Origin of the sequence: Mesorhizobium album (assembly GCF_033977205.1) — a bacterium.
GTDB classification, from domain to species: Bacteria; Pseudomonadota; Alphaproteobacteria; order Rhizobiales; family Rhizobiaceae; genus Mesorhizobium; species Mesorhizobium album.
The window spans coordinates 84319-109003 of the sequence record NZ_JAVIIW010000012.1 but is presented as its reverse complement, the minus strand read 5'-3'; the positions used below and the strand labels follow the sequence as shown (position 1 = coordinate 109003).

Genomic DNA, 24685 nt, shown 5'->3' with positions numbered 1-24685 from the left:
GGTTGCCCGGCGCCGCCGGCCCATGTCGCGGCTCCCAAGAAACAGCAGGCATAAGTCATGGACATCGTCAGACTCGCCATCCGCAACGCCCGCCTCACAATATCGGCGCTGATGTTCCTGCTCGCCGCGGGTTGGGTCGCCTATCAATCGACGCCGAAGGAAGCGGAGCCGGACGTTCCGATTCCGATGATGTATGTCAGCCTGGTCTACCAGGGCATCTCGCCGGAGGACTCCGAGCGCCTGCTGCTTCGGCCGATGGAAAGCAAGCTGAAGAGCCTCAAGGGGCTGAAGGAGATGCGCTCGGCCGCCTTCCAGGGCGGCGGCTACGTGCTGGTCGAATTCCAGCCGCAGACCAATCTGGCCACCGCGCTCCAGGACACCCGCAGCAAGGTGCAGGACGCCAAGGCCGACCTGCCGCAGGCGGCCGAGGAGCCAACGGTCACCGAAGTCAACGTCTCCGAATTCCCGGTTCTTGTCGTGACGCTCTCCGGCGACGTGCCGGAGCGCGTGCTGACAGCGGCCGCGCGCGAATTGCGCGACCGCATCGAGGAGGTGCCGGGCGTGCTGGAAGGCTCGCTGCAGGGCGCGCGCGACGACCTGGTCGAGGTCGTCGTCGATCCAGTGAAGCTTTCCTCCTATGGGCTGCAGCTCGATCAGGTGATGCAAGGCGTCGGGGCCTCGAACAGCCTGGTCGCCGCCGGCAATCTCGAGGGCTCGGAGGGCAAATACGCGGTCAAGGTGCCGTCGCTGATCGAGACGCCGGAGGATGTCGCCAACTTGCCGGTGGTCGCCACGCCCAACGCCGTGGTGCAGGCGAAGGACATCGCCACGATCCGCTCGACCTTCAAGGACGCCGAGACGGTTACTCACCTCGACGGCAAGCCGGCGATCGCCATCGAGGTGAAGAAGCGCATCGGCGCCAATTTGATCGACACGCTGACCCAGGTCCGCGCGGTGTCCGACGGCTTCATCAAGTCGATGCCCGAAGGCATGCATGTCACCTACACGCAGGACAAGTCGGTCTTCGTCAACCAGCTGCTGGGCGACCTGCAGAACCACGTGATGATCGCGGTGATTCTTGTTTTCATCGTCATCCTCTATGCACTGTCGGGCCGCGCCTCGCTGCTCATCGGCCTTGCCATCCCGTCATCCTTCCTGATCGGCATCCTGCTGCTTGCGATGATGGGCTACACGATCAACATGATCGTGCTGTTCAGCCTCATCCTGGCGGTCGGCATGCTGGTCGATGACGCCATCATCGTCACCGAATTCGCGGAGCGGCGCATGAGCGAAGGCATGCCGAAGGCGGACGCGTTCGCCCTCGCTGCCAAGCGCATGGCCGGCCCTGTGATCGCGGCGACGATGACGCGCATCGCCGCCTTCTCGCCGCTCTTGTTCTGGCCTGGCATCATCGGCGACTTCATGAAGTATATGCCGATCACGCTGATCGTGACGCTGTCGGCCTCCATGCTCTATGCGCTGGTCTTCGCGCCGACGCTGGGCGCCATCTTCGCCAAGGCGCCGGCGCATCACGAGGAGGATCATCGCGACGGCTGGTACATGGGCCTGGTCAAGCAGGCGGTGCGCTTCCCGATCACCGTCATCCTGCTCACCGTCGGCCTTCTGGTCGGCGTCGGCTTCGCCTATTCGAAGTATGGCGCCGGTGTCGAATTCTTCCCCAATGTCGAGCCGGACTACGGCCTGCTCTACGTGCATGCCCGCGGCAACCTTTCGCTGGCCGAAATGGACGCCGCCACAAAGACTGCCGAAAGCCGCCTGCTCGGCTGGCCGGGGGTGAAGTCGGTCTATACGCGCGTCGGCAAGACGCAAGGCGGCGGCCAGGACGTTCCGGAAGACGTGGTTGGCGTCATCCAGTACGAATTCGTCGACTGGCGCCAGCGCAAATCCGCCAACCAGATCCTCAACGACCTGCGCGGCGTCATGGCGGGTATTCCCGGCGTCGATGTCGAGGTGCGCGTGCCGGAGGCAGGCCCGCCGACCGGCAAGCCGATCCAGATCAGGCTGTCGGCCGCCGACCCTGCCGGGCTCGACGACAAGGCGCGCGCGGTGGCGGCGCGGATCGCCAAGGTGCCCAACGTCATCGACATTTCCGACGGCCTGCCGCCGCCCGGCGTCGATTGGGCGCTCGAGGTCGACCGCGCCAAGGCCGCACAATACGGCATCAGCCCGACCTCAGTCGGAACCGTGGTGCAGTTGGTGACGAACGGCCTTAAGTTGTCGGAATACCGGCCGGCCGGTGCCGACAAGGCGGTCGATATCCGGCTGCGCCTGCCGGAAGACCGGCGTACGCTGTCGACGCTCGACGAGCTCCGGGTGCAGACCTCGCAAGGGGCGGTGCCGATCTCGAACTTCGTCATCCGCAAGGCAAAACCAAGCGTCGGCATCCTTAACCGCATCGACAGCGCGCGCACGGTGGTGGTGCAAGCCAATGTCAGCGCGGGCGCGCAGGTGGCGGCCGTGCAGCAGGAGGTCACCAAGGCCGTCGCCGACATGAACCTCGGCAGCGGCATCCGCTGGAAGCTTGCCGGCTCCAACGAGGACAGCGCGCAGGCCAGCGCCTTCCTCAGCAAGGCCTTCGGCGCCGCGATCTTCCTGATCTTCCTGGTGCTGCTCGCGCAGTTCAACAAGTTCACCAGCGTGTGGCTTGTCTTGTCCTGCGTGGTCATGGCGACCATCGGCGTGTTCCTGGGGCTGCTGCTGACAGGCGAGGCCTTCGGCATCGTCATGTCGGGCATCGGTGTCATCGCGCTCGCCGGCGTGGTGGTGAACAACAACATCGTTCTCATCGACACCTATGACCGGCTGCGCGAGGAAGGCTGGGACAAGATGGATGCGGTGCTGCAGACATGCCGCGAGCGCGCCCGGCCGGTGGTGCTGACGGCGGTTTCGGCGATCCTCGGCGTGCTGCCGATCGCCTTCGGCCTCGGCCTCGAAATCTTCCATCACGAGACGACGATCAACGCGCCGTCGACGCAATGGTGGATTTCGCTGTCATCGGCGATCGTCTTCGGCCTGTCCTTCGCCACCATACTGACGCTGGTGGTCACGCCGTCGATGCTGATGGTGTTCACTCGCGCCAAGGTGAAGCCCGGCGCGCGGCGCAGCTTGTTCAGCCGCCTGTTCCGGCGCGGCAAGGGCGAGGTTGCGAGCGACGAGCCGGCCGTGGAGACCGACGCCGAACCGGCGATCGCCTTCCCCAAAGCCGCAGAATAGCGCGCTTTTCGAAGCCTATGACAAAGGCCGCTCGGGAACAACCGAGCGGCCTTTTGCATTGTCCTTTTGGTTTCAACCAGACGGCGAGGGCTTTTTTTATGACGATCACTACACTTCTCATCATCATCCTGATTCTGATCTTGATTGGCGCGGTTCCGGCCTGGCCGTATTCGCGCGCCTGGGGCTACGGACCCTCCGGGATCGTCGGCGTTCTTTTGATCGTTCTGCTGATCCTGCTGCTGATGGGTCGGATTTGATCGATTTACGGTCAGGCCTCCGCAACCCGGCCGTTCTGCATCAGGCGGCCTGACGCGAGGACGCGACTCCGATGCCGATATCCTGCATGGCCTGCGCCACCGCCCGGTCGAGTTGGGTATGCGGGATTTCGCCGATGATGCCTGCCAGCCGCGTCGAGACCAGCCGGTGCGCCTCGAACCGCAGATAAGACATCGACACGATCTCGCGCCACATGGCCACGAACGGGCTGCCGGCGCGCAGCACCCACCAGGGCATGAAGCTGAGCTTCAGCTTGCGGCCAAGCGCCTTCTCGGCGGCGGCCTTGATCTCGAGGTCGGTGACGGCGTGGCCCGGAAAGTTCAACGCCTCGTAAAAACCCAGCTTGTCGAGATTGCGCGCCAGCCCGACGAAGGCAACCGCGAAGTCCGGCAGATAGGCCCATTCATGCACGAGGTCGGCCGGACCGGGGGCGGTGTAGACGCCCTTCTCCATCTTGGCGGCGACGACGAGGTCGAACCAGGAACCGGTGCCGGTACCGCCGAAGAAGTCGCCAGCCCTGAGAAGAATGGTGCGCACGCGGCCGGCATCGGCCTCGCGGCGGAACAGGTCTTCCATGGCGACGCGGATGCGGCCCTTCTCGGTGGTCGGATGGAACGGCGTTTCCTCGGTGATCAGCTCAGGCATCGGCGAGCCGTAATTGTAGACGGTACCGGGGAAGAGATGCAGCGCGCCATTCGCGCTGCAGGCGGCCATGACGTTCTCGGCCATCGGCAGGCACTTGCCCCAGTCGGTGTAGATCGGGTTCAGGCCGTTGAAGATGATGTCGACGCCTTGCGTTGCGCGGATCAGCGACTCGCGGTCCAGCGCATCGCCAGTAACCGCCGTGGCGCCCCTGAGCTCGCCCGGCACCTTGCCGGTGCGGGTGACGGTGCGGACGTCGAAACCGGCGTCGATGAACGCCTTGGCCACCACGCGGCCGAGCCGGCCATTGGCGCCCAGAATTGCGATCTTGGTCATTGTTCGTCTCCGTTGCTTGCGTTTGCCCGATTAATCTGGCCTCTCCACAAACAAATGGAAATTGACTGAGATCGGCGATCTGTTATTCAAAAATGAATGACTGAATTCGACTGGAACCTGATCAAAGGCTTCGTCGCGGTCGCCGAGACCGGCAGCCTTTCGGCCGCCGCTCGCAGGCTTGCGGCCAGCCAGCCGACCCTCGGCCGCCACATCGCCGAGCTGGAACAGGCGCTGGGCGTGACACTGTTTCGGCGCGGGCGGCGCGGATATGAGCTGACGGAGGCGGGCAGCGCGCTCTATGAGCGCGGGCGCGCGGTCGCCGAGCAGGCCAACGCCTTCTCGCTGCTGGCGCTGGGGTCGGTCGAGGCGATTGAGGGCACGGTGCGCATCGCCGCCTCGGAGGTGGTCGCGGCCTGCGTGCTGCCGGAAATGACGGCGCGCCTCGGCGAGGAGGAGCCGGGCATCGAGGTCGAGATCGTCGCCTCGAACCAGGTCGAGAACCTGCTGCGCCGCGATGCCGACATCGCCATCCGTATGGTGAGGCCGGCGCAGAACGAGCTGGTGGCGCGCAAGGTCACTGATATCGCGCTCTGCCTGTGCGCGGCAAAATCCTATCTCGAGCGGCGCGGCTGGCCGGAAACGCCCACTGACCTTGCCGATCATGCCCTGATCGGCTTCGACCGCAGCGACGAGATCATCCGCAGCTTCACCGCCTACGGCATTCCGGTCGGCCGCGGCCACTTCCGTTTCAGGACCGACAACCAGATCGTGATGTGGCAGGCGGTGCGGACCGGCAACGGCATCGGCATCGGTCAGGAGCCGCTGGCTGACCGCGATCCCGATCTGGAGAAGCTGCTGCCGGAGGTGCCCCTGCCCAATCTGCCGGTCTGGCTCGCCATGCATCGCGATGTGCGCACCAGCATGCGCATCCGCCGCGTGGCGGATTTCCTGCATGAAGAACTGAGGCGCTACTCCGCCGGCGCCGGCTCGGCGGCGAATTCGGCCCGGTGAGCCAGCCCCGCCATCAAGAGCACGATGACCAGCAGGCCTGAAAGCGCGATGAAGATCGGGCCGAAACTCGAGCGCTCGGCGACGAAGCCGATCGCCGATGGCGCTACCAGGATGCCGGAATAGCCCACGGTGGTGACCACGCTCATACCGGTGCCGGACGACATGCCTTCCTGGTTGCCGCCGGCTGGAGAACAGGATCGGCACCATATTGGCGATGCCGAAGCCGCAGAGGGCGAAGGCGGCAATCGCAAGATAAGGCGAGGGCGAGAGGCCGGCCACGAACATGCCGGCGGCGGCGATGAGCGCCGAGCAGCGCAGCGTCGCCACCGCGCCGAAGCGGTTGCGCACGCCGTCGCCCAGGAAGCGCATCAGCGCCATGACGCCGGAGAAGGCGGCATAGGCGAGGCCGGCGATCGCAAGGTCGGCACCGAGCTCCTGCTGGAGATAAAGTGCGGCCCAGTCGAGCACGGCGCCCTCGGAAACCATGGTGAGCAGCGCCATGAGGCCGACCAGATAGACCACCGTGTGCCTGGGCAGCGCAAATTTCTGGTGCCCGGCGATCTGCGGCTTATTCTCCGCGATGAGGTAACCAATAGCAAAAGCGATGACCGCGAAGGCGATTGCGGTCACCACGGTCGCATGCGCGAGGTAGCCGTAATTCTGGATGGCGTAGCCGCCAAGCGCGCCGCCGGCGAAGCCGCCGAGGCTCCAGAAGCCGTGCGAGGACGACATGATGGCGCGGGAGAGCCGCCGTTCGACAACCACGGCGTTGGAGTTCATGGCCACGTCCATGCCGCCGATCAAGCCGCCGAAGAGCAGCATGGCGACGGCCGCGAGCGGCACGTTGGGCGCGAGCGCCACGACCAGCAGGCCGAAACTGCCGCAGACGCCGAACCAGCGCAGCACACTGCGCGAGCCGTGCCTGGAGATGAGATGCCCGCACCAGGTCATCGCCATCACCGCACCGACGCCGAACAGCAGGATCAGCAGGCCGAGCGTGAATTTCGAAATGTCGAGACGGGTGAGGAACACCGGGATCTGCGGCGCCCAGCTGCCGGTGAGGAAACCATTGACAAGAAAGATGCCGGCCACAGCCCAGCGGCCACGCGTCGCGGCCTGCATTTTGGTTTGCACGCTCATGCTCTGAAATCCGGTGCGCCCGTGGATTTCGCGGCAAATTAGATCGATTCAATTTGCAGTCAAGGACCGCATTCGGGAAGTGCTTGGACCAAGAGGCGCGCGGGGCCGGTTTGCGGCAGCCTGCTACTTTGGTGGTTAGCGGAGACGATCTTCGCGTCGTAATCCTGGGGCGGAGCAAGGAGCGAAGCGACGCGCACAGACCCCAGGATCCATGCCGTTACCTTCGGGCGCCGCTGCGGTGCAGAATTCTGACACTCTGCATTTTCAGGCAACCGTCACGGCATGGATCCTCGGGTCAAGCCCACTGCTGTCCGGTTAAGCTGGGCACAGGCTTAGGATCATCTGTCTGTCGTCATATTTTGGCGGCGGCGGAGTTTTGAGGGTGTCGATTGAGCGCCTGTGCATGATGTTGAGCCGCACAAGGCGGGCAAAGGCGAGCGGCTGTTTGATGGTTTTCTGTGTCGCCTGAGCGGCGCGCAGGAGCAGGTAGGCGATCAGAGCGACGAAGACCTGGATGCGCACTGCGTTCTCCGAAGTGCCGAGGAAGTGGCGGATCTTGAGGTTTTGCTTGATCCACTTGAAGAACAGTTCGATCTGCCAGCGCTCCTTATAGAGCTCCGCGATCTCCTGGGCGGGCGCATCGAGATCGTTGGTGAGAAGGCGAATGAGCTTGCCGGTGGCAATGCGCACGGTGATCTCGCGCACCGGATCGGCGAAGGGATTGCGGCGCGAGCGGGCCATGCGCTGCGGTAGGAGGCCGATGCGGTCGCTCAGGATGCTGCCGCCCTCGGATATGGGCTGCTCGGCTGTCACCTCAAGATGGGTGTGGCTCTTCAGGCGCGAGACAACGCGGCAGCCCTTGGCGTCGAGTTCGGCCCACCAGGCAAAGTCATAGTAGGCCAGATCAAAGACATAGGTCATACCCGGTTCGACGGGCATCGCCTTGGCCGGAGTGATGTCGTTGGTCCTTTGGCCTGTGAAGGCCGCCGCGAGTGGGGCGTCAACGCGGGGATCGAAGACGATGTGCAGCTTGATGGCGCGTGCGCCTTTGACCGTGTCCACCCATCCGCTGCTGAGAGAGGACAGCTGTACCCGCGTGGCATCAAGGATGCGCACGGCATCGGCCAACTGTCGGCGCGCGGGACGACCGGCCACAGCGGCCATGTGGGCGAACAACTCCGCGAACAGGCCTGCCGGCCGCTTGGCATTGGCATCGGCCAGCGTCGAGCGCGCAACGGGGTGCCCGCCCACATGATAAAGCCGGGCCGAGTGGCTCATCAGCCCCGCCTCGATCTCACGCAGGCTCGTTGCTCCCGACAGTTGTCCGAACAACAGCGCCAGGAACTGGCTCTTGCTCGTCAGCTGCCGCACCCGATGATCGGCTTGGTGCTTGTCCACAAGCCGATCGAATACGCCCCATGGAACGTGCTTCAGAAGCGCATGGAAAACGCTATTGTGATGCCGCATGACATTGATCTCCTGCTCGTGTCTCAAACGCCGCGAAACGTCTGAAATCGAGTAGAATCAATGTCATGCGCTATGTCCACTCCGCTTAACCGGACAGCAGTGGGTCAAGCCCGAGGATGACGAAGGCGCGTCGACGTCGCTTCGCGACTGCTTCGCCTAGGATGACGAAGCCGAGGGTCGCCTAGGGCCGATTCGCTAATGATCCCTAGGCCGCCTCGCCTCGAACTCGGCCTTCTTGGCCTCGGAGGCTTCGGTCTGGTTGAGCGCCTGCCATTCGGCATAAGGCATGCCGTAGATGATCTCGCGCGACTCGTCCTTCGTCAGCGCGACGCCGTCGGCCTCGGCGGCTTCGCGATACCAATTCGACAGGCAGTTACGGCAGAAGCCGGCGAGGTTCATGAGGTCGATGTTCTGGACGTCGCCGCGCTCGCGCAGGTGCTCGACCAGCCGGCGGAAGGCGGCGGCCTCGAAATCGCGTTTCTGTTCGTCGCTGAGTTCGGCCATCTCTTGGAACTCCGTGGGCTTGCGGCCCGTCACACCGGCTCGGTGCGCGAGCCGAACATCTTGACCTCGTGTATATCGGCACGGCGGTCGATGGCGTCAACGATCGGGGCCAGACGCTCCACCCAGGCAACAGCGCCGGCGCGGTCGGCAATCAGGTCCTGGCGAATCTCGATCAGCGCATGGGCGTAGCCGTTGACGATGGCGTGCCGGAACATGGTGTCGCCGCGTAGCGCGCCGTCATAGGGCTCGTTGTCGCCGACGATGAGCGCCCTATCTTCGGCCAGCATGTCGATCAGCGGCCGCGCCACGCGGTCGTCGCGATCCCACAGGATGCCGACGTGCCAGGGGCGGATGAAGCCTTGCATGCTGGGGGTGAAGGAATGCACCGAGAAGATGAACGGCGCCTTCCCCGAGGCGTGCGCCACCGAGGCGATCATGGCGGCAACCGCGTCGTGATAGGGCCGGTAGAAGCGGTCGAGCCGCTTCTCCCGTTCCTCGGCGGCCATCGGATAGTTCCCCGGCACGATGGTGCCGTCATAGAGCTGGCGTATCAGCGTCGGGTCGTCCTCGCCCCGGTTGGGGTCGATCAGAAGCCGAGAGAAGCCGGCGAGCACCGCCGGCGCGTCGAGCGCCGCCGCCAGCTCACGCGTCACCGTCTCGACACCGATGTCATAGGCGATGTGGCGCTCGAACTCAGCCGCCGGCAGGCCGAGGCTGCCATACTCTTCCGGCAGGTCACGGCGGGCATGATCGGCCAGAAGCACGATGCCTTTCTTGCGGTCGCCCTCGACGATGTCGAAAGGCGCGAAAACTGTGGATCGGGTCATCGGCTGAAAAACGGTCTGTTCGCGGGCTTCCAGGCGGGGTGGTATCGTCATTCCACGAAGAGGACGCAGGCGCAATGCCGTTGTTTGGCCACGGTTTCTGCAAAAGAATCCCTGATGGGACGACTTACCGCGCGCTGGGCCCTTCTAAATCGATTGGAATTGAACAAAACGGCGCGTTGACATGCGCCCGGAGTTTGCTGAAAAGGGGCTTCGAGAGATGCAGATGTGGTTCGCGAAGGGATTTGGAATGGGTTTCGCCGGCAGGTTGCGCAAGCGCCTCGCCCTGCCGCTCCTGATCTTGGGCGCGGGCCTGGGCGCGCTTTGCGCGGCCTCGCCGGCTCGCGCCGACTTCCGCGTCTGCAACGCGACGCAAAATCTGGTGGGTGTCGGCATCGGCTATCGCGCCAAGGCCGGCTGGATCACCGAAGGCTGGTGGCACATCGAAGGTTCGACCTGCAAGACGCTGATCGAGGGTCCTCTTTCATCAAGGTTTTACTATCTTTATGCAGAAGACGCCGAGCGCGGCGGGCGTTGGGACGGCCCGATCAACATGTGCGTCGCCGAGAAAGAGTTCAAGATCGCCGGCGTGAATGATTGCGTCGCCCGGGGCTTCCAGCGCGCCGGATTTCAGGAATATGACACGGGCGAGCAGGCAAGCTGGATGGTCCAGCTGACCGACGAGCCCGCAACGGGAGGCGCACCAGCGGCCCCTGCTCCGGGAACAAACAATCAATGAGACGTAACCGCAAGGTCAAGATCCTCGCCACCATCGGTCCGGCTTCCTCGTCCGAGGAGATGCTCAAGAAGCTGTTCAAAGCGGGCGCCGATGTCTTCCGCATCAATATGAGCCACACCGACCACGAGCTGATGCGCACGCTCGTCGGTCGCATCCGCGCCGTCGAGGCGGCCGTCGGCCGGCCGATCGGCATCCTCGCCGACCTGCAGGGGCCAAAGCTCAGGGTCGGCAAGTTCGCCAACGGCAAGGAAGCGCTGACCGTCGGCCAGACCTTCACGCTCGACGACAATCCGGAGCCCGGAACGTCCAGCCGTGTCTACCTGCCGCATCCGGAAATCCTGAGCTCGGTGGAGGCCGGTCATCGTCTTTTGATCGACGACGGCAAGCTGGAGCTCAAGGCGGTGAAGAGCGACGGCAGGTCGATCACCTGCACGGTCGTCGCCGGCACCGGCATCTCCGACAAGAAGGGAGTCAGCCTGCCCGACACCGACCTGCCGGTCGGCGCGCTGACCGAGAAAGACCGCGCCGACCTCGACGCGGTGCTGGCGGCAAGCGTCGACTGGGTGGCGCTGTCCTTCGTGCAGCGGCCGGAGGATTTGGCCGAAGCGCGCAAGATCGCGCGCGGCCGGGCACTGATCATGGCCAAGATCGAAAAGCCGCAGGCGGTGGCCCGCCTGGCCGAGATCATCGAGCTCTCCGACGCGCTGATGGTCGCGCGCGGCGATCTCGGCGTCGAGATGCCGCTGGAAGCCGTGCCAGGCATCCAGAAGCAGATCACGCGCGCCGCGCGCCGCGCCGGCAAGCCGGTGGTGATCGCCACCCAGATGCTGGAATCGATGATCACAGCACCTGTGCCGACCCGCGCCGAAGTGTCGGACGTGTCGATCGCCGTGTTCGAGGGCGCGGACGCGATCATGCTTTCTGCCGAGTCCGCGGCCGGCGCCTATCCTGTCGAGGCGGTCGCCATGATGAACCGCATCGCCACCAAGGTCGAAGCCGACCCGACCTATGCCGGCATCATTAATGCGCAGCGCTCGGAGCCGGAAGCGACCGGGGCGGATGCGATTTCGCTCGCCGCGCGCGAGATCGCCGAGACGCTGAAACTGTCGGCGATCATCTCCTACACCGCTTCGGGCACCACCGGCCTGCGCGCCGCGCGCGAGCGCCCGCAGGTGCCGATCGTAGCGCTGTCGCCGATCGTCAACACGGCGCGGCGACTGTCGCTGTTGTGGGGCACGCATTGCGTGGTTTCGGAGGACGCCATCGACCTTGATGACATGGTTGATCGCGCCTGCCGCATCGCGCTCGACGAAGGCTTCGGCAAGCCGGGCGACCGCGTCATCATCACCGCCGGCGTGCCGCTGCGGACGCCCGGCTCGACCAACATGTTGCGCATTGCTTATGTCGGGTCGGAAACGCACTGAGGGCGCGCCGGGTTTAGGTGGGGCTGGCCTGACTCGAATCTCAGCATCCTAGAGCGGTTCAGCTAGAATCGCCGACCCGCTCTAAGTATTTGTCTTTACGCAATTCCGGACGGAAAACCGCTGCGCACTTTTCCTGGAATTGCTCTGAGGCGCCTTTGAGTTCAGCCTGGCGCGAGTTCCGCGTCCGGCACTTTGAGTTCCGGGTACCTGCCGACGCCTTGCGTGTCACCGGCAATGCGGCTCTCCACGATACTCGCCATCGCCTGCAGGTCGACCGGCGCGCCGGCTGCCCTTTCGATGGCGCCGACGACGAGGTCGGGCGCGATCCAGTCGGGCTTGTGTCCGAGGTTGCGGACCCAGATGAGTTCTGCACTGGGAACATCGCGCTCCAGGCCAACGGAATGAACCGTGGCATAGACCACCTTGTCGCGATCGCCGGAGATAACGACGGTCGGCGCCTTGATCTCGCGGTAGCCCGGCGAGGCTGCGCATACATAGTCGTAGAGTTGGGCCACGTCGCGGGCGTTGGCACGGAAGGCGGGCGGCCTCAGCACAAGCGGGATCGAAGCCTTACCGATATAGCCCTTCGGCACATCGTTCGGTGAAAACACGCAGGCCGTGGCATTGCCGATCCGCAGCATGCCGGCGGAGTACGCAACCGTCTCGGAAAACAGCCAGCCAACCACCGGAACGGCCGTCAGCTTGTAATACCAGGCGATCGCGCCGCCAGGCCAGGGATGGCAGACGGGCGCCAGGAAGACGAGACCGAGCGTCCTTTCGGGATGCTCGCGGGCAAAGGCGGTGATGATCGCGCCGCCGAAGGAATGACCGACGATGATGGCCTTTTCGATGCCGAGGCGATCCATTAACGCTGCGATGGTGTCGGCCTGCGCCGCCAGCGTTTCGCTGTTGCCGCGCTCCGACCAGCCGAAGCCGGGCCGGTCGAGGAAGAGCATTTCGGCCCGGCCCTCGAGCAGAGGCCTCAGCGGCAGCATCTGGTCCTTCAGGTTGGCGCTGGCGCCATGGATGAAGATGATAGGCGGGAGATCGGCGTCGGGGGGCGCAGGCACGTGGACATAGTGGATGCGGGTGCCGTCGATGTCGGCGAATTCACCGACCGGCGGGTTGCGGCGCTCGATCAGCCAGGCGCCGGCGCGGGTGAAGCCGGCAAGCGCGAAGAGGAACACGATGAGGAGGAGCGCGGCGCAGATGAGGCTCATGCGGAGGAATACGGAAGCGGAGGGAACTTAGTTTAGGGGAGTAAGGGAGTAGGGCAGTAAGGTAGAGGCTGGCTGAGAAGCGACTGCCCTACTGCTTGCCTTACTCCCTTACTCCCTTAAAAGAATCAAATACCCTCGCCGGCCAGCTCTTCCGACAGCGTCGAGACCTGGTCCTGGGCGCTGCGCATCATCGGATAGATGGCAAGTACCTTCTGCCAGGCTTCGAGCGCCGACTGCTTGTGGCCGGTCTCGGCCATGATCTGCGCGAGACCCGAAAGCGCGCCGAAATGGCGAGGCTCGAGATGCAGCGTGTGGTCGATGTCCGACATCGACTTCCCGTAGTTCTTCATCAGGAAATGCACGGTGGCGCGGCGGTTCCAGCCTTCGGCATAGTTAGGCTGCAAGGTCACCACCTGGTCGAGGAAATCGAGGGCGACGTCATATTTCTGGTCTTCCGTCGCCTTTTGCGCCCACTGCATCATCAGATCGATCGAAGCGCTGCCGGACTGGTTCCACTCATTCCAGATGCGCCCGGCAATGCGTTCGGCGGCCTTTTCGTTGCGCTCGCGTTTGAGATCGGCAAAGAGCCGGTCGAGGCGGCCTTGCCTGGTCGGGGCGACCGGCGGCGGTGTGATTGCGGGTGGCGGCGAATTGGCTGATGGCGTGGCCTGATCCTCCGCCGAGGCGGGCAAGGCCGTACCGGAAAGGACGAGGGCGGCGAAGAATGCAAAAAGAATCCGCATCACCGGAATCTAGTCCCGGACGGCGGATCGTCAAAATGATTTTAGCGTGAGAGGGCCGGCGAACCGGCAATCGACATCAGCGGGCGCGGCGCTTGGTTGCGCCGCGCGCAAGTCTCAGCCCTGGCGCGCCTTGTAGCGCGGAGCGGTCTTGTTGATGATGTAGATGCGTCCCTTGCGGCGAACCAGCCGGTTGTCGCGGTGACGCGCCTTGAGCGCCTTGAGCGAATTCTTGATCTTCATGGTCTTGCCTGTTCGGTCGGGGCCCGGTCCCGGGCCGAATTTTAAAGGCGCGCCCGGAAAAAGCGCGCCTTGAACTTGCGTGGCTCATAAACGAGGAGCCTTGCCCGTGTCAACCGCAAGCGGGCGGCTCTTATGCCGCAAATGGCGCGGTGATCAAATATTCGCCATCCGCAGCGCGCGGCATTGCGCGACTCAAGATGGGCTGGAATGTTGCGGGCCACGCCAGAGGAAACAAGTCCCGCTCTGGCTAGGTCTATTTGTTTTAGCCGCATTTCTGCGACCCCAAGTGATTCACTTGGCTGCAAAATGCTCTAAGCGAAACGGAGTTCCGCCATGCGCCATCTCTTTCTGGCCGCCTGTCTCGTCGTCCTGGCGTCGGCTCCTGCCGCTTGGGCCGAGGACTGTGACCGCAACGACGACAGCCAGTCGATGATGAATATCTGCGCCGATGCCGACTACCAGGCAGCCGATGCCAAGCTCAATGCCACCTACAAGGATATTGTCGGCCGCAATGACGAGAAGGCCAACAAATTGCTGCAGACGGCGCAGCGCGCCTGGATCGCCTTCCGGGACGCCGAGTGCGCCTATTCGACCGCCGGCAGCGAGGGCGGCTCCATCCATCCGATGGAAGTTTCGCAATGCCTGACGGAGCTGACCAACGAGCGCATCAAGCAGCTCACCTCAGGCCCCAATTGCCAGGAAGGCGATCCGAGCTGCGCCAGCCCGGACGAGGACGAAGATATTCAGTAGTCGCGGAATGCGTGCCTGTATGGCGCAATTCCGGACGGAAAACCGCTACGCACTTTCCTGGAATTGCCTCAGCGACGAACTCGCGTGAAATGACCCATCTTGCGGCCAGGCCGTGACTCGGCTTTGCCGTAGAGATGCAGCATCACGTCGGGCTCGGCGAGCAGCGCCGGCACCTTCAGCATGTCGTCGCCGATCAGGTTTTCCATCACGCAATCGGAATGACGGGCGGGCGAGCCCAGCGGCAGGCCGGCGACGGCGCGGATATGCTGCTCGAACTGCGAGACCATGCAAGCGGCCTCCGTCCAGTGGCCGGAATTGTGGACGCGCGGCGCCAGCTCGTTGGCTAGCAGCGAGCCGTCGGCAAGCACGAAGAACTCGACGCCGATAACGCCGACATAGTCGAGCGCCGTGAGGATTTTCGCCGCCGCCGCCTTGGCTGCCGAAGCGGTTTCCGGCCCGATCGCGGCCGGAACGGTCGAGCTGCGCAGAATGCCCTCGCGATGGACATTCTCGGCCGGATCGTAGGCAGCGACTTTCCCATCCAGTCCGCGCGCGGCGATCACCGAAATCTCGTGCTCGAAAGCGACGAGCGATTCAAGGATAAGCGGCACATTGCCCATCGCCTCGCAGGTGCCAGCAAAGCCGCCTGTCTCCATGTTGCGGAAGACGCGCTGGCCCTTGCCGTCATAGCCCAGGCGGCGCGTCTTCAGCACGCCGCTGCCGCTGAACTTTTTCAGCGCAACCGTCAGCTGTTCGTCATTGTCGACCGGACAGAATTCCGCCGTCGGAATGCCGATGCCGTTGAGGAAATTCTTCTCAGTCACGCGATCCTGCGCGACTTCGAGGGCGCGCGCCGGCGGATAGACGGGCGCGCGCGCGGCGAGCATTTCTGCCGCTGCAACCGGGACATTCTCGAATTCATAGGTGACAACGGCGCCGGCGCTAGCCAGTTCGGCAAGCGCCGCCGGGTCGTCATAGGCCGCGACGATCTGCCGGTTGGCCATCTGCGCCGCCGGGCAATCGTCCTGCGGCTCCAGCACGATCGTGCGATAGCCAAGGCGGGCCGCGGCCATCGCCAGCATACGGCCGAGCTGGCCGCCGCCAATGATGCCGATGGTCGATCCCGGAGCGAGACTCACGGCGTATCCGCCGGCACGGTGGCGACCTTGGCGGTCTGGGCGGCACGCCAGGCGTCAAGCCGGGCGGCAAGCTTGTCGTCGCTCAGCGCCAGCACGGCCGCAGCGAGAAGCGCCGCGTTGGCCGCACCCGCCTTGCCGATCGCCAGCGTGCCCACCGGAATGCCGGCCGGCATCTGCACGATGGAAAGCAGCGAATCCTGGCCGGACAATGCCTTGGATTCGACCGGCACGCCGAAGACGGGCAGCGGCGTCATCGCCGCCGTCATGCCCGGCAGATGCGCCGCGCCGCCGGCTCCGGCGATGATCACCTTGTAGCCGGCCGCCTTGGCGCCCTTGGCGAATTCATAGAGGCGGTCGGGGGTGCGGTGCGCCGAGACGATCAGCCTTTTGTGGGGAATGCCCAGTGCATCCAGCGTTTCCGCCGCCTGGCGCATCGTCGCCCAGTCGGACTGGCTGCCCATGATGATGGCGACGTCGGCACGCTGATCGGTCAAGGTTTCGCTCTCCGGCGGCAAAGGCGCGCCTTAGCGGAATTCGCCGGCAGCCGCAAGGATCAGGGTGCGTCGATAGCACGGCGCCTGCTATTGCCAGCCCCCCGATACGGCGATGCGCTCACCGGTGAGCCAGGCCGCCTCGTCGGAGGCAAGAAAGACCGCCACGCGAGCGATGTCCTCCGGTAGGCCAAAACGACCAAGGGGAGTCCGCTCAACGATCTGCTTCTCAAGTTCGCTGCCCATGATGCCGACACGCCTCAATCCTTCGGTGTCAATAACGCCTGGGGCAATGGCATTGACGCGAATGTTGCGGTGGCCGAGTTCCCTCGACGTCGAAACGGTGATCGTGTCCACGGCACCTTTTGTTGCGGCGTATACAAGCGAATTCGGCTGAGGATTTGAGCTGGCAATCGAACTGATGTTGATGATGCTGCCACCAGCGGGACCAAAATACCTGGCCGCTTCCTGGATGGTCAGAATCGGCCCGAGCACATTGACGTCGAACTGACGGTGGAACTGGGCCTCGGTCACCCCTTCCAGCGGTTCAAATTCGAATATTCCGGCGTTGTTCACCAGAATGTCGGGGGGACCGAACGAGGAGTTTGTGACCTCGAAAAGGCGGCGCACATCGACAGCTACCGATACGTCGCCCTGGACGGATATGGCTTTGCCCCCCACGGCCTCGATCTGGTTCACCACCTGATCGGCATCCTTCTTGGATGAGGTGAAGTTGACGACTACGGCAGCGCCGGCTGCGGCAAGTCCCTTGGCTATGGCTGCGCCGATACCTTTGGAGCCGCCGGTGACGATCGCGACCTTGTTGACCAGTCTGCTCATCAAATCTCTCCTGCGCTGATGATGAGCGACATTTGGAGATGATCGATTGGCGTATTAGTCTCGATTTGGTTCGTTCTTTCTTGCCCGGAATTCTGGAATGACAACCATCCTTGAAAAGACCGCCGGCCTCGTGGCCTTCGTGAGGACCGTCGATGCGGGATCGTTCCAAGCCGCGAGCCGCGTGCTTGGGTCAAGTCCATCAGCGGTTTCGAAGAGCGTGGCGCGGCTCGAGCGACGGCTTGGGGTACGGCTGATCCGACGTTCGACACGTCAGCTTGGGCTGACGAGCGAAGGCGCTGCCTATTACGAACGCGTCGCCCCTCTCTTGAGGGCGCTCGATGACGCAGAAGACACCGTCCGCATGGCAGACAAAGCAAGGGGCTTATTGCGTGTTACCACGCCAGTCGAACTAGGCCGCACCTTGATTGCTTCGTGGGTGCAAATGTTCCTGGCGCAGCACAGCGAAGTGCGGCTTGAACTCAGCATTACAGATCGTCATGCCGACTTGATCCGAGAAGGCTACGACATTGCAGTGAGGATGGGAGAACTGTCGGACGTCGGCTTGCTCGCGCGAAAGATTGCCGATCTGCCGGTCGTGCTAGTGGCTTCCCCTGCCTATATCGAGCGGAAGGGCAGCCCGAGCTCGGTCGAAGACCTGTCAAATCACGACTTTGTTTGTCATCAGATGTTGGGCCGGCCCTATCCCGTTACCCTCACCGGCGGTCGTCGCGTGGTGCCGAACGGACGTCTCGGTACCGACGATGCCGGCGCCATCCGACAAGCGGCGCTTGCCGGTGCGGGAATTGCACACCTCATGCAATTTGTGGTGCAGGACGATCTCAACTCCGGCAGACTGGTCCGCGTTCTGGGGCAAGTGAGCATGCCCGCCATACCTGTCCATGTCGTCCATGCATTCGGTCGGCAGGTGCCGGTCCGCGCCCGACTGTTTGTCGACTTCCTGTCGAAGCAGATGGCTGCACTGACGAGGGCGCAGCGAGATATTTGAGGGCAGCACTCGTCGATCAGGATGGTGCTTCCAAGTTCTCCCTGCGAACTTGCGTCAATCCGGCCAGCGCAGCGCGCCGGCCGAATCCTTGCGCGCCGCTTTCATCGCATGCGCAGGACGCTCCTTCGCGGTCAGCACGGCGCGCAACTGCTCTGCGACGATCTCGGCTTCACCGGGATGAAGGTTGCACGGATCGAGGAAGAAATGGCCGCGTTCGACCTCGTGGTTGCGCACGATGACCGGCGGCGAGCCGGCGGCTAAAGCCGACGCGAGGCCGGCGGCGGTGAAGCGGCTTTCCGGGCGCACGAACACCTGCAGGCGGTCGAGCGGATTGGCGGTCGGATCGGGAACGATCTGCGCGCCGATGCCCGGAATGCCCTGCAGCGCCTCCTTCCACAGGTTGAGCGCCGCCTCCTCGCGCCGGCGGATGCCCGCATGGTCGCGCTTCTCCCAGGCTTCGAGCGCCGCCATGGTGCCGGCGATGCTTTCCTTACCGACTTTCATGGCCCGTGCGACGCCGCGGTTCTGAAGATAGGCCGCACGGACCAGGTCCTTGCGGCCGGTGACGATGCCGCTGGTAGGCCCACTCAGGAATTTGTGGCCGCTATAGACGACGACGTCGGCGCCGCGCGCGAGAAAGCCGCGCAGGTCGTATTCGGAAGCCGCGTCGACGATCACCGGCACGCCCTTGGCGTGGCAGATCTCGCAGAATTCCTCCAGCGAGAGCATGCCGTATTGCACGGTGTGGTGCGCGACGACGTAGAGCGCCGCCGCCGTGCGCTCGTTGATCGCCTCGCGCACGTGAAAATCCTGCGTGACGCTGACGGTGCCCGCCGGCACGACCTTGGCGCCCGCCAACCGGATCGACTGATCGATCGGCGCGCCGTAATTGACGATGTGGCCGAGCTGGATGACGACCTCGGACTTCAACCCCTCGGTGTCGTCCGGCAGCCTTTCGATCGCCAAGAGATTCGTCCCGGTCATCGCCCCGGCGATCGCCATGGTGATGCCGCTGGCGCAGCAGGCGGTGATGAAGCCGGTCTCGCCGCCGGTGAGGCGTGCGACGACCGTGCTCGCGGCGCGCTGCAAATCGTCCATCTCCACCCATTGCGAGGCGATCTCCGCCATGGCGCTGATCGCCTCCGGAACGATGATCGAGGCCCCTAACGTCGTCATTGTGCCGGAGACGTTGATGATGGGCCTGAGCCCCAGCCTTTCGCGGATCGTGGAATTGGATCCGGTGTCGGAATAGGTTTTCATTGCAGTGGACTCCATATCAGGCCGCGATCTCGACGACCGCTTCGATTTCGACCGTGATGTTGCCAGGCAGCGAGCCGACGCCGATCGCCGAGCGCGCATGGCCGCCGATCTTGTCGAAGACATCGGCGAAGAGGTCGGAGCAGCCATTGACCACCTTGGGATGGTCGCTGAAGGTCGGCGTGGCATTGACGAAGCCGAGCAGTTTCACGACGCGCACGATGCGGCCGAGGTCGCCCGCCGCGGCATGCATGACGGCGAGCAGGTTGAGGCCGGTGAGGCGGGCATGCTCATAGGCTTCTTCGACTGTCACGTCCTCGCCGACCTTGCCGGTGCAGAGCGTGCCGTCGGCGCGCAGCGGTCCCTGGCCGGAGAGGAAGATCAGCCGGCCGCTTTCCGCATGGGTGACGAAATTGGCGATGGGCGTCGGCGGCTCGGGCAGCGTCAGGCCGAGTTCTGCGAGCCGGGTGTAAGGCGTCATGGAGGAAGGCTCCCTTCGATGGCCCCAGCCATCCGATGTCAACATTGGATAGCCCTTGGCCATCCGATATCAGAACTGCGAGGCGCGGAAGCGCGCCAGGAAAGTGCGGAGGCGCTCGTTGGTGGTTTCCGCGGCGAGGACCTCTTTCGGCGGACCGACGGCGCTGACGCCGCCGTCGGCCATGAAGACGATGCGGCTGGACGCATCGCGGGCAAAGGCTATCTCATGAGTCACCATCACCATCGTCATGCCGTCCTCGGCGAGGCTCTTCACCACGGCCAGCACCTCGCCGACGAGCTCGGGATCGAGCGCCGAGGTGATCTCGTCCAGCAGCAGGATCTTGGGCTCCATGGCGACCGCTCGCGCAATGCCGACGCGCTGCTGCTGGCCGCCGGAAAGCTCCGCCGGCAGGCTGTCGGCCTTGTGGGCGAGGCCGACGCGGCCCAGCCAATGCTCGGCAATTGAACGCGCCTCCGCCTTGCTCTTGCCGCGTACCTTGGTGAGGCCGAGCATGATGTTGCCTGCCGCCGTCAGATGCGGGAACAGGTTGAAGCCCTGGAACACCATGCCGGTCTCGGCGCGCATACCGGCCAAGTCGCGTTCGCTGCGCCTTTGCCGCGCGCCGCCGTCGCGAAACCCCACCTCCTTACCGTCGATGCGGATCGAGCCGCTGTCGTAGCTTTCAAGGAAGTTGACGCAGCGCAGCAGCGTGGTCTTGCCGCTGCCGGATGGGCCGATGATGGTGACCACCTCGCCCTTCGCCACCTTGAGGCTAACGGAGCGCAGCACCTCGATGGAACCGAAGGATTTCGAGACTTCGGCGATATCGAGAAGCGCTGGGCTGTTGTTCGAACTGATGGCCATCGTGCTATTCCCGGATGAAGGCGAAGTGCTGCTCGAGCCTGCGGCTGGCGAGCGATAGCGCGTAGTTGACGGCGAAATAGAGAAGAGCGCCGAGGATATACAGCGGCATCGCCTCGTAGGTGCGGCCGATGACCTGGTTGACGGCCTGCATCAGATCGGTGATGCCGAGCAGCGAGACCAGCGCGCTGCCCTTCACCGCGTCGGTGACACCGTTGATCCAGGGCGGCAGGAAACGGCGGAAGGCCTGCGGGAAGATCACATAGGCGAGCCGCTGGCGGAAGGTCAGCCCGATCGCCATCGCCGCTTCCGACTGGCCTTTCGGAATCGAGGCGACGGCGCCGCGCAGATATTCGACGACCTGGGCTGTCTTGAACAAGGTCAGCGCCAGCACCGCGGCCCAGAAGGACTGCAGGTGAACGCCGACTGCCGGCAGGCCATAATAGACGAAGAAGATCAGCACCAGGATCGGGATGCCGCGAATGGTGTCGCTGAAGATGCGCACCGCCCAGCGCAGCGGCGCCGGCCCGTAGACGAGGCCGACGCCGAGGATGACGCCGGCAATCAGCGACAGCACCACGACGAGCAGCGATACCCAGAGTGTCAGGGCGAAGCCTTGGGCAAGGAACGGCAGCGCATAGGCGATCTGGCCGAGCATCAGCGCGCCGTCCTGTACCAGCGCTCGACAAGCCGGAGCGCGAAGAGAAGGGCGTAGCCCGTCAGCAGATACATCGCCGTCACGACCAGATAGACCTCGACGATGCGGAAGGTGTTGAAGTTGATCCACTGCGCGCCATAGGTCAGCTCCGGCACCGAGATGACGGACGCGACGGAAGTATCCTTGAACAACGAGATGAAGGTGTTGGAGAGCGCCGGCAGAGTGATGCGCATCATCGTCGGCAGGCGCACATGGATAAGCCTCTGCCAGGGCGTGAGCCCGATCGCCTTGCCGGCGTCGATCTGGCCGCGCGGCACGGCCTCAAGGCCGGAGCGGAACACCTCGACCAGATAGGCGCCGCTATAGAGCGCAAGCGTCGCAACGAAGGAGGTCTGCGCGCTGTAGACGAGGTCGACGACGGTCGGCAGGCCGTAGAAGACCAGATAGACCAAAAGGATCAGCGGCACGTTGCGGATGAATTCGACATAGGCCGCGATGACGCCGCGCACGACGCGCCCGGCCGAGACGTACCAGACCGCCAGCACCAGCCCGATGACGATGCCGATGGCGATCGAGATCACGGCAAGCTCCAGGCTGAGCAGCAGGCCGCCCGAGAGCTTGTCAAAATGCCGCCAGATCAGGTTGAAATTGAGCGTATAGCCCATGCGTCCGTCTCAATGGCCAGCGGTGACGGATCAAGCATCCGCCACCCGCCAGGCCCGTGTCGAGGGAAAACAGGCGGAAGGACGTTTCCTTCGGCCGGCTTGTCAGATGGGCTTCGTCAGATGACCGGGAAGCCCGGGTGGCGCGGCGGCGGTTCCTGCCCAAAATATTCCTTGAAGGCGGAGTCGTAGAGCGCCGTTTCATGGCCGAACATGGCGATGGTGAAAGTCTGGTTGACATAGGTCAGCCAGTCGAGATCGCCTTGCCTGACGGCCGCGCCGTAGAGCATCGAATACCAGCTCTTGCCGGCATCGAAATATTTGTCCGGGTTGCGCGAGGCGAGCCAGCGCACGGTGGAGAGGTCGACCGCGGCGGCGTCGACGCGCTTCGATTCCAGCGCCTGCAGCACATTGGCCTGGGTGTCGATCTGCATCACCTGCGCCTGCGGTAGGGCAAAGTGCACCGAGCTTTCGGCATCGACATTCTGCAGGATCGAGACGCGCGTGGCGGAACCGTTCGCCAGCAGCTTGTCGAAGGTCTTGTTCTCGGAGCCGGGCAGCGTCAGCAGCGCGACGCCTTCGACATAATAGGGCCGCGAGAAATGGATGAGCTGCGAACGCTGCGCGGTCATGGTCATGAACTGGATGGTGATGTCGACCTTGTTGGTGGTCACGTTCGGAATGCGCTGCGCCGGGTCCTGCATGACGAACTCGACCTTGGTCGGATCGTCGAAGAGGCCTTTGGCGAGGATGCGGCCCATGGTGATGTCCATGCCGACCAGCTCGCCGGCATCGCTCTCGAAATGCCAGGGCGCGTTGGTGCTGCCGGTGCCGACGATCAGCTTGCCGCGATCGAGCGCCGTGCGCAGCACGCTGTCGGGCGCGGCCTGCGCGGCCGCCTTCTCGGCGCTGATCGCGGTGAGCGCGCCGGCGGTGGCAAGTCCCGCCATTCCCAATTTCAGAAAATCACGTCTGCCGGATGTGTCGTTCACGGCGACCTCCTTTGGTGTTGTGTTCCCCTGTGAATACACGCGCCGGTAATCGATAAAGCAGTTGTCTCTTACAAGAGACGCGTGTATCCTGTACAAGACAGATACTAGCATCAGGAATCGACAATGCAAGATGGCAAAGCGCTGGCCGAGTGGCAGGCCGCAGGTCCGGATGAGGAGAGACCCTCGAACTCGCGCGAGAAGGGTCTCAACCGCGTGCTGCACATCCTGGAGTTCCTGCATGCCACGCAGCGCGCGATCGGCATCGGCGACCTGGCCAAGGCGCTCAACGCCCCGCGCTCGACAACCTACACGCTGGTGCGCGAGCTGGTCGACGCCGGACTCCTGGAGATGGCCGGCGACGGCAACCGCGTCTATTTCGGCAAGAAGCTCTATCTTTATGGAATGGCCTATATGCGCGGCAACGACCTGCTCAGGCGCGGGCGACAGGAGGTCGACACGCTGTCGCGCGAAACCGGCGAGACCTCGGAACTGTGCATGCTGCAGAGCGGCCGTTACACGATCGTCCACTCGAGCCCCGGCACCCGGCCGTTCCGCATCAGCTCGGCCACCGGCCTGCAGATCCCGCTTCCCTGGACTGCCTCCGGAAGGCTGCTGCTCGCCGGTCTCGATCGGAGCCGGATCGAAGCCATGATCTCGCAAGACGACCTCGTGCTGCCGGACGGCCGCAAGATCGAGCTCGACGATTTCATCGACGACATCGGAAAAGCCCGCGTCACCGGCTATTGCGTGACCTCAGGCCTCGTCGACGCCTATACCAAATGCCTGGCGGCGCCGGTGTTCTCGGCGCCCGGCAAGGTCGAGGCGACGATGTGCCTGGTGGTTCCGATCGATACGTCGGAAGAGCGTACCGGCGAACTGGTCGCGCTGCTGCGCGAGCGCGCGGCGCGGCTTTCGATCTCGTAGGATCGAAGCGGGGAAGCTTCGTTCAGGCGATGATGTCGGGGATGATGCGGTCTTCCAGCGCCATCAGCCGGTCCTTCAGCATCAGCTTCTTCTTCTTCATGCGCTGGATCTGAAGCGGGTCGCAACCCATGGCGACCATCGCATTGATGGCGGCGTCAAAATCGGCGTGTTCCTGTTTGAGCCGGGAATATTCTAGGCGTATCTCAGCCTGTTCCTGTTCGGACATTATCTACCGTCTGCGCATGCATCGCCCAGGGATGGGACTGGGCGGGGCCGGTGGGGTTTGTGACCGGCGCGCCGCTGATATCACATTTCACATTGTCGTGGAATGCTACCACGCGGCATTCGACATCGAGATTGGTTGGTGGCAAACTGTCATTTGGCCGTCACAGTTGCGACCTGCGGTGGAACGCGCCTGCGACGGTTGCAATCGAGGAAACCATGAAAGGGAGAACCAATCATGTCTCTTGCGTCCCATCTTGATGAGCTGCAGAGGAAGCACGGCGACATCGAGCGCGAACTGACCGACGCGATGAACCATCCGTCGGTAGACGACCTCGAGATCGCCACGCTCAAGCGGCGCAAGTTGGCAATCAAGGACGAGATTGAAAAGCTGAAGGCGAAACCGACAGCACACTGAAGCTCCTCTAGGCAACATCACCGCACCCGTCGTGGTGCAACCCCACCGGTGGCAAGAATGCCACCGGCTTGGTGCTTTGCACTGAAATTGCCGGACCATTTTCGGGCCGTATCCCGCAAGCCCGATGTGTCCGTTTGAGCCGCACGGCCGCCAATCAAGGGCAGCCGATTTGCGGATCGGGGCC

26 protein-coding genes and 1 pseudogene are annotated in these 24685 nt (G+C 63.9%); 9 read left to right on the top strand and 18 right to left on the bottom strand.

Translation table 11 applies throughout. From position 1 onward, the window contains the following. The first annotated feature begins 57 nt into the window (after nucleotides 1–57). Both RFN28_RS12765 and RFN28_RS12760 read left to right on the top strand, forming a co-directional pair. Nucleotides 58–3234 carry an efflux RND transporter permease subunit gene (locus RFN28_RS12765; protein WP_320287687.1) on the top strand — a complete coding sequence of 1059 codons (3177 nt, stop codon included), beginning with the start codon at nucleotides 58–60 and terminating at the stop codon, nucleotides 3232–3234. A 98-nt stretch (nucleotides 3235–3332) separates the two neighbouring features. Then, complete coding sequence (locus RFN28_RS12760) at nucleotides 3333–3491, top strand: DUF3309 family protein (RefSeq protein WP_320287731.1); 159 nt, start codon at nucleotides 3333–3335, stop codon at nucleotides 3489–3491. Nucleotides 3492–3531: 40 nt separating this feature from the next. On the opposite strand, the gene RFN28_RS12755 is transcribed toward RFN28_RS12760, so the two are convergent. Beyond that, a complete protein-coding gene (locus RFN28_RS12755) occupies nucleotides 3532–4488 on the bottom strand; it encodes an NAD-dependent epimerase/dehydratase family protein (RefSeq protein ID WP_320287686.1) in 957 nt (318 codons plus the stop codon). A gap of 96 nt (nucleotides 4489–4584) precedes the next feature. On the opposite strand from RFN28_RS12755, the gene RFN28_RS12750 reads away from it, so the two are divergent. Next, on the top strand, nucleotides 4585–5499 hold the full coding sequence (locus RFN28_RS12750) for a LysR family transcriptional regulator (RefSeq protein WP_320287685.1): 915 nt from the start codon (nucleotides 4585–4587) through the stop codon (nucleotides 5497–5499). Here RFN28_RS12750 and RFN28_RS12745 read toward each other — a convergent pair. The 4 genes and pseudogenes from RFN28_RS12745 to RFN28_RS12730 all read right to left on the bottom strand — a co-directional run bounded on the left by RFN28_RS12745 (nucleotide 5457) and on the right by RFN28_RS12730 (nucleotide 9437). Then, nucleotides 5457–6639, bottom strand: a pseudogene (locus RFN28_RS12745) (MFS transporter). The gene RFN28_RS12750 and the pseudogene RFN28_RS12745 sit on opposite strands and share 43 nt — an antisense overlap. 315 nt (nucleotides 6640–6954) lie before the next feature. Next, the gene (locus RFN28_RS12740) at nucleotides 6955–8106 is read right to left on the bottom strand and encodes an IS4 family transposase (protein WP_320287684.1); all 1152 of its coding nucleotides are present in this window, start codon (nucleotides 8104–8106) and stop codon (nucleotides 6955–6957) included. Nucleotides 8107–8301: 195 nt separating this feature from the next. Then, a complete protein-coding gene (locus RFN28_RS12735; RefSeq protein WP_320287683.1) occupies nucleotides 8302–8610 on the bottom strand; it encodes a DUF1244 domain-containing protein in 309 nt (102 codons plus the stop codon). A 29-nt stretch (nucleotides 8611–8639) separates the two neighbouring features. Beyond that, nucleotides 8640–9437, bottom strand: a complete 798-nt coding sequence (locus RFN28_RS12730; protein ID WP_320287682.1) for an N-formylglutamate amidohydrolase — start codon at nucleotides 9435–9437, stop codon at nucleotides 8640–8642. Nucleotides 9438–9684: 247 nt separating this feature from the next. On the opposite strand from RFN28_RS12730, the gene RFN28_RS12725 reads away from it, so the two are divergent. After that, nucleotides 9685–10173: a DUF1036 domain-containing protein gene (locus RFN28_RS12725; RefSeq protein WP_430677941.1), complete on the top strand. Its 489-nt coding sequence runs from the start codon at nucleotides 9685–9687 to the stop codon at nucleotides 10171–10173. After that, entirely contained in the window at nucleotides 10170–11597 is a 1428-nt protein-coding gene (gene pyk, locus RFN28_RS12720) for a pyruvate kinase (protein WP_320287680.1), read from the top strand. The genes RFN28_RS12725 and pyk overlap by 4 nt, the downstream gene beginning before the upstream one ends. Nucleotides 11598–11758: 161 nt before the next feature. Here the strand turns inward: pyk and RFN28_RS12715 are convergent, their stop codons facing one another. The 3 genes from RFN28_RS12715 to ykgO all read right to left on the bottom strand — a co-directional run bounded on the left by RFN28_RS12715 (nucleotide 11759) and on the right by ykgO (nucleotide 13800). Beyond that, nucleotides 11759–12817 (bottom strand): alpha/beta fold hydrolase, encoded by a 1059-nt coding sequence (locus RFN28_RS12715; RefSeq protein WP_320287679.1) that lies wholly within the window; start codon nucleotides 12815–12817, stop codon nucleotides 11759–11761. Between the two features lie 125 nt (nucleotides 12818–12942). Next, entirely contained in the window at nucleotides 12943–13560 is a 618-nt protein-coding gene (locus RFN28_RS12710; RefSeq protein WP_320287678.1) for a tetratricopeptide repeat protein, read from the bottom strand. Nucleotides 13561–13674: 114 nt separating this feature from the next. Beyond that, entirely contained in the window at nucleotides 13675–13800 is a 126-nt protein-coding gene (ykgO, locus tag RFN28_RS12705; protein WP_040974291.1) for a type B 50S ribosomal protein L36, read from the bottom strand. 333 nt (nucleotides 13801–14133) lie between these two features. On the opposite strand from ykgO, the gene RFN28_RS12700 reads away from it, so the two are divergent. Continuing rightward, nucleotides 14134–14550, top strand: coding sequence for a lysozyme inhibitor LprI family protein (locus tag RFN28_RS12700; RefSeq protein WP_320287677.1), 417 nt, complete (start codon nucleotides 14134–14136; stop codon nucleotides 14548–14550). A 68-nt stretch (nucleotides 14551–14618) separates the two neighbouring features. Here RFN28_RS12700 and RFN28_RS12695 read toward each other — a convergent pair whose 3' ends face one another. From RFN28_RS12695 to RFN28_RS12685, 3 genes are all read right to left on the bottom strand, one after another. Continuing rightward, entirely contained in the window at nucleotides 14619–15689 is a 1071-nt protein-coding gene (locus RFN28_RS12695; RefSeq protein WP_320287676.1) for a 5-(carboxyamino)imidazole ribonucleotide synthase, read from the bottom strand. After that, nucleotides 15686–16183, bottom strand: coding sequence for a 5-(carboxyamino)imidazole ribonucleotide mutase (gene purE / locus RFN28_RS12690; protein ID WP_320287675.1), 498 nt, complete (start codon nucleotides 16181–16183; stop codon nucleotides 15686–15688). Before purE ends, RFN28_RS12695 begins: the two co-directional genes overlap by 4 nt. Nucleotides 16184–16270: 87 nt before the next feature. Next, a complete protein-coding gene (locus RFN28_RS12685) occupies nucleotides 16271–17020 on the bottom strand; it encodes a glucose 1-dehydrogenase (protein ID WP_320287674.1) in 750 nt (249 codons plus the stop codon). Nucleotides 17021–17117: 97 nt separating this feature from the next. Between RFN28_RS12685 and RFN28_RS12680 the strand changes: the two genes are divergently transcribed. Further along, nucleotides 17118–18026 (top strand): LysR family transcriptional regulator, encoded by a 909-nt coding sequence (locus tag RFN28_RS12680; RefSeq protein WP_320287673.1) that lies wholly within the window; start codon nucleotides 17118–17120, stop codon nucleotides 18024–18026. Between the two features lie 54 nt (nucleotides 18027–18080). On the opposite strand, the gene RFN28_RS12675 is transcribed toward RFN28_RS12680, so the two are convergent. From RFN28_RS12675 to RFN28_RS12650, 6 genes are all read right to left on the bottom strand, one after another. Next, the gene (locus tag RFN28_RS12675) at nucleotides 18081–19286 is read right to left on the bottom strand and encodes an aminotransferase class V-fold PLP-dependent enzyme (protein ID WP_320287672.1); all 1206 of its coding nucleotides are present in this window, start codon (nucleotides 19284–19286) and stop codon (nucleotides 18081–18083) included. 16 nt (nucleotides 19287–19302) lie between these two features. After that, a complete protein-coding gene (locus RFN28_RS12670; RefSeq protein ID WP_320287671.1) occupies nucleotides 19303–19764 on the bottom strand; it encodes a RidA family protein in 462 nt (153 codons plus the stop codon). A gap of 69 nt (nucleotides 19765–19833) precedes the next feature. Then, nucleotides 19834–20628, bottom strand: a complete 795-nt coding sequence (locus tag RFN28_RS12665; RefSeq protein ID WP_320287670.1) for an amino acid ABC transporter ATP-binding protein — start codon at nucleotides 20626–20628, stop codon at nucleotides 19834–19836. Nucleotides 20629–20632: 4 nt separating this feature from the next. Continuing rightward, a complete protein-coding gene (locus RFN28_RS12660) occupies nucleotides 20633–21283 on the bottom strand; it encodes an amino acid ABC transporter permease (protein WP_320287669.1) in 651 nt (216 codons plus the stop codon). After that, nucleotides 21283–21948 carry an amino acid ABC transporter permease gene (locus RFN28_RS12655; protein WP_320287668.1) on the bottom strand — a complete coding sequence of 222 codons (666 nt, stop codon included), beginning with the start codon at nucleotides 21946–21948 and terminating at the stop codon, nucleotides 21283–21285. The genes RFN28_RS12660 and RFN28_RS12655 overlap by 1 nt, the downstream gene beginning before the upstream one ends. Before the next feature lie 116 nt (nucleotides 21949–22064). Beyond that, nucleotides 22065–22937, bottom strand: a complete 873-nt coding sequence (locus RFN28_RS12650) for a transporter substrate-binding protein (protein ID WP_320287667.1) — start codon at nucleotides 22935–22937, stop codon at nucleotides 22065–22067. 123 nt (nucleotides 22938–23060) lie between these two features. On the opposite strand from RFN28_RS12650, the gene RFN28_RS12645 reads away from it, so the two are divergent. Further along, the gene (locus RFN28_RS12645) at nucleotides 23061–23861 is read left to right on the top strand and encodes an IclR family transcriptional regulator (protein ID WP_320287666.1); all 801 of its coding nucleotides are present in this window, start codon (nucleotides 23061–23063) and stop codon (nucleotides 23859–23861) included. 22 nt (nucleotides 23862–23883) lie between these two features. Here RFN28_RS12645 and RFN28_RS12640 read toward each other — a convergent pair whose 3' ends face one another. Beyond that, nucleotides 23884–24087, bottom strand: coding sequence for a YdcH family protein (locus tag RFN28_RS12640; protein ID WP_040974304.1), 204 nt, complete (start codon nucleotides 24085–24087; stop codon nucleotides 23884–23886). A 234-nt stretch (nucleotides 24088–24321) separates the two neighbouring features. Between RFN28_RS12640 and RFN28_RS12635 the strand changes: the two genes are divergently transcribed. Beyond that, on the top strand, nucleotides 24322–24501 hold the full coding sequence (locus RFN28_RS12635; protein ID WP_040974305.1) for a YdcH family protein: 180 nt from the start codon (nucleotides 24322–24324) through the stop codon (nucleotides 24499–24501). Nucleotides 24502–24685: the final 184 nt, after the last annotated feature.

Bases quoted from the DNA above. Each gene is read 5' to 3' on its own strand.
- ykgO (WP_040974291.1), bottom strand. From the start codon at position 13,800: ATGAAGATCAAGAATTCGCTCAAGGCGCTCAAGGCGCGTCACCGCGAC.
- RFN28_RS12640 (WP_040974304.1), bottom strand. From the start codon at position 24,087: ATGTCCGAACAGGAACAGGCTGAGATACGCCTAGAATATTCCCGGCTC.
- RFN28_RS12725 (WP_430677941.1), top strand. From the start codon at position 9,685: ATGGGTTTCGCCGGCAGGTTGCGCAAGCGCCTCGCCCTGCCGCTCCTG.
- RFN28_RS12760 (WP_320287731.1), top strand. From the start codon at position 3,333: ATGACGATCACTACACTTCTCATCATCATCCTGATTCTGATCTTGATT.
- RFN28_RS12645 (WP_320287666.1), top strand. From the start codon at position 23,061: ATGCAAGATGGCAAAGCGCTGGCCGAGTGGCAGGCCGCAGGTCCGGAT.
- RFN28_RS12665 (WP_320287670.1), bottom strand. From the start codon at position 20,628: ATGGCCATCAGTTCGAACAACAGCCCAGCGCTTCTCGATATCGCCGAA.
- RFN28_RS12660 (WP_320287669.1), bottom strand. From the start codon at position 21,283: ATGCTCGGCCAGATCGCCTATGCGCTGCCGTTCCTTGCCCAAGGCTTC.
- RFN28_RS12680 (WP_320287673.1), top strand. From the start codon at position 17,118: ATGACAACCATCCTTGAAAAGACCGCCGGCCTCGTGGCCTTCGTGAGG.
- RFN28_RS12755 (WP_320287686.1), bottom strand. From the start codon at position 4,488: ATGACCAAGATCGCAATTCTGGGCGCCAATGGCCGGCTCGGCCGCGTG.
- RFN28_RS12730 (WP_320287682.1), bottom strand. From the start codon at position 9,437: ATGACCCGATCCACAGTTTTCGCGCCTTTCGACATCGTCGAGGGCGAC.
- RFN28_RS12750 (WP_320287685.1), top strand. From the start codon at position 4,585: ATGACTGAATTCGACTGGAACCTGATCAAAGGCTTCGTCGCGGTCGCC.
- RFN28_RS12685 (WP_320287674.1), bottom strand. From the start codon at position 17,020: ATGAGCAGACTGGTCAACAAGGTCGCGATCGTCACCGGCGGCTCCAAA.
- RFN28_RS12710 (WP_320287678.1), bottom strand. From the start codon at position 13,560: ATGCGGATTCTTTTTGCATTCTTCGCCGCCCTCGTCCTTTCCGGTACG.
- RFN28_RS12670 (WP_320287671.1), bottom strand. From the start codon at position 19,764: ATGACGCCTTACACCCGGCTCGCAGAACTCGGCCTGACGCTGCCCGAG.
- RFN28_RS12655 (WP_320287668.1), bottom strand. From the start codon at position 21,948: ATGGGCTATACGCTCAATTTCAACCTGATCTGGCGGCATTTTGACAAG.
- RFN28_RS12675 (WP_320287672.1), bottom strand. From the start codon at position 19,286: ATGAAAACCTATTCCGACACCGGATCCAATTCCACGATCCGCGAAAGG.
- RFN28_RS12700 (WP_320287677.1), top strand. From the start codon at position 14,134: ATGCGCCATCTCTTTCTGGCCGCCTGTCTCGTCGTCCTGGCGTCGGCT.
- RFN28_RS12765 (WP_320287687.1), top strand. From the start codon at position 58: ATGGACATCGTCAGACTCGCCATCCGCAACGCCCGCCTCACAATATCG.
- RFN28_RS12735 (WP_320287683.1), bottom strand. From the start codon at position 8,610: ATGGCCGAACTCAGCGACGAACAGAAACGCGATTTCGAGGCCGCCGCC.
- pyk (WP_320287680.1), top strand. From the start codon at position 10,170: ATGAGACGTAACCGCAAGGTCAAGATCCTCGCCACCATCGGTCCGGCT.
- RFN28_RS12740 (WP_320287684.1), bottom strand. From the start codon at position 8,106: ATGCGGCATCACAATAGCGTTTTCCATGCGCTTCTGAAGCACGTTCCA.
- RFN28_RS12715 (WP_320287679.1), bottom strand. From the start codon at position 12,817: ATGAGCCTCATCTGCGCCGCGCTCCTCCTCATCGTGTTCCTCTTCGCG.
- RFN28_RS12635 (WP_040974305.1), top strand. From the start codon at position 24,322: ATGTCTCTTGCGTCCCATCTTGATGAGCTGCAGAGGAAGCACGGCGAC.